This window comes from Phaeobacter sp. JH20_02 (assembly GCF_048056915.1).
Lineage (GTDB): Bacteria > Pseudomonadota > Alphaproteobacteria > Rhodobacterales > Rhodobacteraceae > Phaeobacter > Phaeobacter bryozoorum.
On the sequence record NZ_JAYMVP010000010.1, the window covers coordinates 119937 to 127382 of the forward strand.

Consider the following 7446-nt stretch of genomic DNA (forward strand, 5'->3'; position numbering starts at 1 on the left):
CCATGGGAAAAGCGCGGATCGCCACAGGCGTCCTGCTGGTGACGCTGGTGACCGGGGCCATGGGCTATACCATCGCCTCGGCGGTGCTGACCTACCAGGATCTCGGCTTCGGGGCCGAGATCGACTTTGCATATATCGCGCAGAACTATCTGGCGATCCTGGACCGCCGCCCGGAGGATGCGCAACTTATTCACCTGATCATCGGCAGCTTCGCTGCCGCCGGCCTGATGCTGAGCCTCGCCCTCTCGGGGTCCGCCCTGACACGCTTTGGCCAGACCCATTGGCAGACCGCGCGCGAGATGAAGGCCAATGGGTTCTTCGGGGCGCCCGGCACCGGGTTCATCCTCGGCAAGCTGGGGCCGCCGGGCTCCCGCGCCAATTACATCTGCTCGAAGGTTTTCCCGCATGCGCTGATCGTGGCCCCCACCGGTCGCGGCAAGACTACGGGCTTCGTCATTCCGAACCTGCTGACCTGGCAAGGCTCCGCCGTGACGCTCGATGTGAAGGGCGAGTGTTTCGAGGCAACGGCCCGGCACCGCGCAGGCCAAGGCGACAAGGTCTATCGCTTTGCCCCCACCGATTGGGAGGGCAAGCGCACCCATCGCTACAACCCGCTCCTGCGCATCCATCAACTGAAAGATCCCGCGCGCCAGCAGATGGAACTGCAGCTCCTGGCGACGCTGTTCCTGCAGAGCGACAATGACCGGGTGCAGGGCCTCCTCAAGGGCGGGATCGATCTCTTCGTGGCGGCAGGGCTCTTGGCCTTCCAGCGCAAGCGCCCCACCTTGGGCGAAATCTATCGGATCGCCGCCTCGGGCGGGAACAAGCAGAAGGAATACTTCGCGCGCGGCCACGAGGTCGACAACAGGGCCGCCAAGCTGATCTTCACCCGGCTGGCCTCGACCAATAATGACACGCTGACCTCTTACGTCTCGCTCCTGATGACCTCGGGGCTCGATCAATGGCAGAACCCGGCCATCGATGAGGCGACGGCAGTCTCGGACTTTGATTTCCGCACGATCCGCAAGAAGCCTTTTTCGGTCTATCTCGTGGTCCAGCCGCTGATGGTGAAACCCCTCGCGCCGCTGATCCGGCTCTTCTTCTCCGATCTCCTCTCGGCGATGCAGGAAAAGGACCCCGGGCCGGATGAGCAGTGGCCAGTGATGATCATGCTCGACGAGTTCAATCGCTTGGGCAAGATGCCCATCGTGGTCGAGAGCATCGAGACCCTGCGCACCTATCGCGGGCATTTGGCTGTGGTCACGCAAACCATCCCCGCCCTCGATGAAATCTACGGCGAGAACACCCGCCGCGCCCTGCAGGGCAACGCGGGCGTGAAGCTCTACCTGACGCCTTCTGATGAGAAGACCGTCGAGGAGCTGAGCAAGGCGGTCGGCAAGACCACGAAGACCGTCATCACGCGATCCCAGTCCATCGGCAAGAACCCATTCGAAGGGCGCAGCCAGTCCACGCGGACCGAGGAAAGCTCCCTGCTTCCCGAAGACGAGGCGCGCCGCCTGCCGCTCGACGAGATCGTCATGGTGATCGATGCCCAAATGCCGGTCCGCGCAAAACGGATCCAGTACTTCGATGACCGCCTGTTCAAGGCTATCCACGCGGCGCAGTCAGGGGAGTTGCCGTTTCCGGAGCCGGGGGGAGGGGGATCGCAAGACGCGCTGCCGCTGAGCATGTGCGCCATGCCGATGACTCCGCCCGCGAACGGACCAACTGGGTCTGAAACTGACGCGGTTGTAGAGAGCGCACGCCAGGCTGCTGGCAGTCAAACGTCAGGGCAAACCGACGTCACCCCAAAAAAGACCGCGCCTGTCGTTCAAGCCGCTATCGCCGAGGAGCAGCGCCAGATGGAGATGGATTTTGGGGGGCAGCTTGCGGATGCGGAGGCTGCGAGCGCAGTCGATGAGGCGCAGATGCGCTCTGCCGTCGATGGCTTGGACGCGATGGAAGCGATGCTGCAGGAGGAAGGTGACAAAAAGCCAATTCATCGGTAGGGCGGTGGGCATGGACTGACGGTCATAGAGGGCGGGAACCGGGCATTCGCGGCAGTCGCACAGCGGCTACCTTTACCGCAAGAAAGCGGACGCTCAAATGGTGGTCTCTGGTTAGACACGACTGTCCAATTCGACGGTTCTCTCCGAGCAACGCCCAGAGAACCCACATTGCTGTAGTGCCCGTCATCAAGCGCCTTCGAATGGATCGGGAAAACCTCTGTTGGTGAGTTCCTCATCTGATGCCGCCTCAACGCGCAACTCAAGTTCGTCGAGGGTTTCGTGCTCACCTGCTGGCCGCAGATAGGGCATAATAGACGAAAAATTTCTATGCACTTCACGTCGAGACCATCTTGCTGACAACATTAGCGTCCCAAAGGCCGCCATATCCGCGCTGGAGAAGCCGCGTCTGACGCAACGATTGGCAAGACCTAAGGACGTACTTGGACTGATCTTTTCAACGGCGTGTTCATTGATGTGACCTTGCAAGATCTGAAGAGGGGCTCCCATCAAATGTGCGATATCCGGAATAAGCCGGATAACGAACTTTCGGGCACTTGTACTACGCTTAGTGTCTCGGGTTTTGTTAGACAGGGCCTTTTGGATCGATTTGAGAGGCTTGCCGTTCATCCACAGCTTCAACGCGGCCTGCAATTTTGGAAGAGCAAAAGATACACGCTGAGCGTCGTCCCTAAGCATTTTAAAGTCTGTTCCGAACAGATATTCCAAACTGTCAGGCTTGATCACTCGTGCCAGATGTTCTGGCTTTGCAGCCAGCCACTTGAACATCCAATCACACAACACTTCAACTGTCTGAAAACTCTGAAACCCCTCCTCAACAAGGGCGTCTGACAAATCCTTCAATACATCTTCGGGAAGACCCAACATAGAGGCGGTGTTGCGCAGAGACAGGGATTCAACGGGAAGGTCCTCGTTACCATCCTTCAAGAGAGAAAGGGCGGCTGCTGTCCTGCTTTCAACCCAATCTTCCTCTGCATTCTGACGTTTGCGATACGCGGCGAAGCTTCTCGATAGACCAAGCCGTACATCGAGGACACCGTCTTCATTTTGATCGGTCTCTGCGAGTCGCGCGACGACATACCGTTCCAGATCGCCGATGTCGGATGCTTTGTCATGAATGCGATCCATCAGTGCAGTAAACGGATCGTCCAAAACTAGGCATTGGTCAGACTTGCCAAAGATCGCGCGGAGACGCGTCCATCTCGCACCAATCTTATTTTCGGTATCATCCAGCGGAACAATTTTTCCCGGGATAACCAAGACGATGCCTGTCGCGCTTTCGCCAGCCCGCCCCGCGCGCCCGGCGGCATTGAGGAGATCTTCCGGTTCCAAAAGGTCTTTGCGTCCCGATGCCACGTCGTATTGGCTATCTTCTGCGATAATCACCAGATCTGCGGGTAGGTTCATACCTTGGCCGAGTGTTGGGGTTGCAGCGAGGACAGACAGAGCATCATCGCGCTTATAGAGTGCTTCGACCAGCTGCCTTTCCTCTGGCAGCAGTTGGCCGTGATGCGTGGCCGCCTGCGACACAAGCTTTCCATTTTGGAGTGTCAGGTAGAGCTGCTCGGTTCCCCCCATTTCATCGACAGCAACTTCATAATACCGCTGCTCAGTTTCGGTTAGTTTGACCTCACAATCCTCAAGCGCCTCGCGTGCCTTTTCCGAGATCGAGAACGCGTTTGGAATGGACTGCGAAAAGACAAGCGTGCGCAAACCGGCCTGCGCAGCAGCAACAGCAATGGACGCTGCGACAACCCCAGAGTTGGGTGTCAGCTTCCAGAACTTGTTGGTTGAGAATTCAAGAGCGGTATCAAGCAGTGGAACCAACGCATAGTCTCGCCGAACTTGAGACGCCCAAGTCTGCTTGACACTGAAGAACCCTTTTGGCGTGGCAGTAAGCTGACGCTTTACGGCGACCGGAACGCCTCCCTTTGGCTTCTTTATTCGCTTAGCTCTTAGCAGTTCTTCCAGCTTAGCGTGTCGTTTCTTGTCATAAACAACACATCCTCTGAGTTGGCGGGTGGGTTTCCACGCATTGTCGAGAGGCAAAGATTTTCTACCCGTAAGCTCCGCAAGCCAACCGCTGAGTTCATCTGTATTTTTCATCATTGCTGACAAGAGCACGATATCAGCATCAGGTGCGACACGCGTGAAGCCCAAGATACAGAGCATTGCGTCGATCGCCCGTCGGTCCCCATCTGAACTGTCATGCATAAGATGGCACTCGTCGAAAATCATGAGGCCGACATCGTCAAATCGTTCCGGCTCCATGTGGCTCGAAAGCAGGCAGGCCTCTGGCGTCATGACCATGAGGTCGGGTAGGTCTTCTCCCTGGCTCGAAAACCCAAATTCGTCGGTGCGCTCGCCGCGCACCGTTGCCCGTGGGAAGGCATCGCGCAGATCCCGCGTTGTCTGGTCCACCAGGGCATGGGTGGGGGCCAGGAAGACTGCTTTGCGGCCTGACAACAGCGTTGCATGGATCTTGAGTTGGGCTGTTGTCGACTTGCCGGATCCGGTTGGAAAACCGATCGCTGAGGACGTTCCAATTTCCAGATAGCCTTGCTCAACAGCGTCTCTGTGATTGCGCCAAAGATATGGTCGCGTCTCGGCGACCGTTTTCATTGCAGTAGCCCACCGGGCCCCATCCACTCCCTCCGGAGGAGGCAAGTTAACAACCGCGCTGCCAATTAGCGCCGAACCTGCAGCGATCAGAAGACTTGCCAAGTGAAATGGCCCCGGAAATGCCGCGACAACGCTGTCAGGGTAGCCCTCCGCGATCTCTTCTGCGCCGGGCGCAGCTAATTGTTTGACTTCTGTGAAGACAGCGATCGGATCTACAAATCCTCTGATGCGTTGCCCCTGAAGCACATAGGCAAGTGCCCGAATACCGCGCAAGATTCGATAATAAAGTGCAGCATTTGCCCGTTCTCCCCCCGAGCCAGTGACAAGATCACCTTGCCGAGGTCGTTTGCGCTGTCGAATCCGACCAACTTGGCCGTTTGCCAACATGATTAAATGAAGGATCAATTCGGATTGAAGCCTGTCACCGCTCGGAACGCGTATGGCAGCCGCAACTTCCGCAGCGTCGGCCGATGCTTCAGCAACCAAAAAGAGCAGCATCGCTGAAATTTCCGGGCTTATCCCTTCAGGTGTCACGAACGCTATAGTCGGCTCTGGCTCTGTCAGCGTGCGCGCTTGATAAAGCAATTGGTAAGCGCTCGCGGCAACAAAGCCTGCAGCAGCCCGGTTCTTCCGATCAGGATCGATTGCGACCAAAGCTTCGTTGGTTTGGGCCAGCCGACGTGCAAACCTTGTCGTTTCGCTGAGGGAAACAACGTCGTCACCGCCTTCGCGCAGCATCATACGAGCCGATACAATCTCCGCAAATGCCCTTGCAAGCCGATCTGGCAAGGCCTCAGTATCCAGATCATCAAGTTCTGGTGTGGATTGAATTAGCGCTGCTGTGGTGGGATCATACAAGGCTTTTGACCTCCGCGTCGTTAATCGCGACAAGTGCTTTCTTAGCTAAGTCGTCCAGCCACTCCCGCACGTCGTCCAAGACTAAAGTTTCCGCGCGGCGCCGATTCACGTCGCCCAGCACCTTGTGATCGTACCCCTTAAACAGGCTCTTGCGGCCTTTAGGAGATGCGTGCTTTTCACCAACTGTCACTGCCACCCGATAGGCACGTTTTTCTTTCCAAAGGATATCGGCGACGGTTTGATCGGGATTTGGATCGTCCGATTTCTCTAGTAGCGACGTAACCGACGCCACGAGCTCATTGTCGCGCGCGCCTGTCTCAAACTGTTCAAACTCTGGCCAGACTTGAGATTTGATCTTCTGCCTGGGATGTTCGGTTGCTTTCTCTTCACATATGACGACATGTGCAATGCCGTCGTCATCGAAATCAATTATGAGACCGTCCAAGCCTTTGTCAGCTTTGATCATTTGCGGCGATCGGACAAGGGCATCTTCATCAAAACGATGTGCGGCAATCCATGCAATGACCTGAAACACCCATCCATCCCGGTGATATGTTTTATCACCTGTCCCGACAGTCAGTAGCTTCCGTGCGCCCTCGAAGCCGCCCTTTGGATAACTCGCGGGCAAATCACCTGTGGCTTGCAGAATTCGTTCGACTGTTCGAGACTGCCCAATGGCGACACGTGCAATCAATTCAGCAAGTTCTTCTTCGTCCTCGACTGTCCAAGTGGAGCCGGACCAACAATCTTTCTCTGCGACCGGTGTGATCGAAATTGGCATGGCCTACCTTTCCAATACGGACAGCGGGGGCAGGTTTGACGTCTCGATACTGGCGGCGCGCTCACGAGGTTCAATGTCTGCTTCTGTCATCTGCAAAATTTGAAGGGCTGTCCAATGCTTCAACAGCTTTGGAGAGGCTGGACGGATAATGTCGAACGTGCAAGAGCAGTTTTGCAAGCATGCGGGTATGTTCCGCGCTACTTTGTTCGAGGTCGCAGCGAAAGTCCGGTCTGACGGGCTGCAACGCAGCATAAGGATAGCTTGGCCAATGGCCGGATAGGGCCGGACACGTTTTCGGGTCTGGCTGGCCGCTGCGACTTTGCAAAGGTCACTTCCTGCGCATCAACAAACCCCAAACCATTCCAGACCATGCCTTCATCTACTTCGCACCCGGACTTTTTTATGGTCCCGAATGCACATGCTTTTGCCGTTCCACTATCAGCTTACAGGTGACGGCGCCGCCGCTTGCGACGGGCCCATTTTCTCCAAAATCTCCCTGTCGACCAAGCGCCCAATGATCGGATGCAGGCGCAGATCGCCTTCCTTTGCCACCTGCTTGAAGCCGGCAATCACGCTGACGGTGACTTTCTGGTCCGGCGCAATCACGTCCAGCAGCCAGTTGATCTCGCCGCTGGACCAGTCCTCGGCCTTCAGCCGCACCGGGAAGACGCCCGCCTTGATCTGCTCGCGGATCTTGGCGTCCACCTCTTCCGAGACACTGGCCCAGACCGCCATGCCGGCCAGATCCACCATCGGGTTCTCAGCATCCGCTTTCGGATAGGCAATGGCGATCCGGTCGCGGATCAGCGGCTCCAGCACCAGGTGGTTCAGATCGGCCAAGGTGCAGTGACGGTAACGCGGCAGAGCCATCATCGCCATGGCAATCTTGCCAAAGCTTTCGCGAACCTAGTTCCGCACGGCAGCAATTTTCTTGAGGATCTCGGCGTCAACCTGAGGCGCGTCGATGGACATGGGAAGCCCTGTTAGAAATGAAGTTAGAAACCACTCAACCTGAAACTGATTACACTGTCCGCCATTCCTGCCATTGCGTTAACGCAACGCAAGAAGAAACCTGCGGATTCAAGCGCTTCTTTGAAGGATCTCCTATTTATCCTCTTTTGCGAGCCTTAGGTCATTTGTCAACACGACCTAGTGACA

At 56.7% G+C, this 7446-nt stretch carries 4 protein-coding genes; 1 reads left to right on the forward strand and 3 read right to left on the reverse strand.

Annotated elements, in window-relative coordinates:
- Positions 1-2: 2 nt before the first annotated feature.
- Complete coding sequence (locus tag VWY34_RS03385) at positions 3-2009, forward strand: type IV secretory system conjugative DNA transfer family protein (protein ID WP_416548791.1); 2007 nt, start codon at positions 3-5, stop codon at positions 2007-2009.
- Between the two features lie 186 nt (positions 2010-2195).
- Here the strand turns inward: VWY34_RS03385 and VWY34_RS03390 are convergent, their stop codons facing one another.
- The 3 genes from VWY34_RS03390 to VWY34_RS03400 form a co-directional block, all read right to left on the reverse strand.
- Complete coding sequence (locus VWY34_RS03390) at positions 2196-5507, reverse strand: DEAD/DEAH box helicase (protein ID WP_416548793.1); 3312 nt, start codon at positions 5505-5507, stop codon at positions 2196-2198.
- Positions 5500-6288, reverse strand: coding sequence for a hypothetical protein (locus VWY34_RS03395; RefSeq protein WP_416548795.1), 789 nt, complete (start codon positions 6286-6288; stop codon positions 5500-5502). The genes VWY34_RS03390 and VWY34_RS03395 overlap by 8 nt, the downstream gene beginning before the upstream one ends.
- 438 nt (positions 6289-6726) lie before the next feature.
- The gene (locus VWY34_RS03400) at positions 6727-7173 is read right to left on the reverse strand and encodes a toxin-activating lysine-acyltransferase (protein WP_416548797.1); all 447 of its coding nucleotides are present in this window, start codon (positions 7171-7173) and stop codon (positions 6727-6729) included.
- Positions 7174-7446 lie beyond the last annotated feature (273 nt).

Excerpts from the sequence above, each read along its gene's own strand:
- VWY34_RS03385 (WP_416548791.1), top strand. The coding sequence starts at position 3 with ATGGGAAAAGCGCGGATCGCCACAGGCGTCCTGCTGGTGACGCTGGTG.
- VWY34_RS03395 (WP_416548795.1), bottom strand. The coding sequence starts at position 6,288 with ATGCCAATTTCGATCACACCGGTCGCAGAGAAAGATTGTTGGTCCGGC.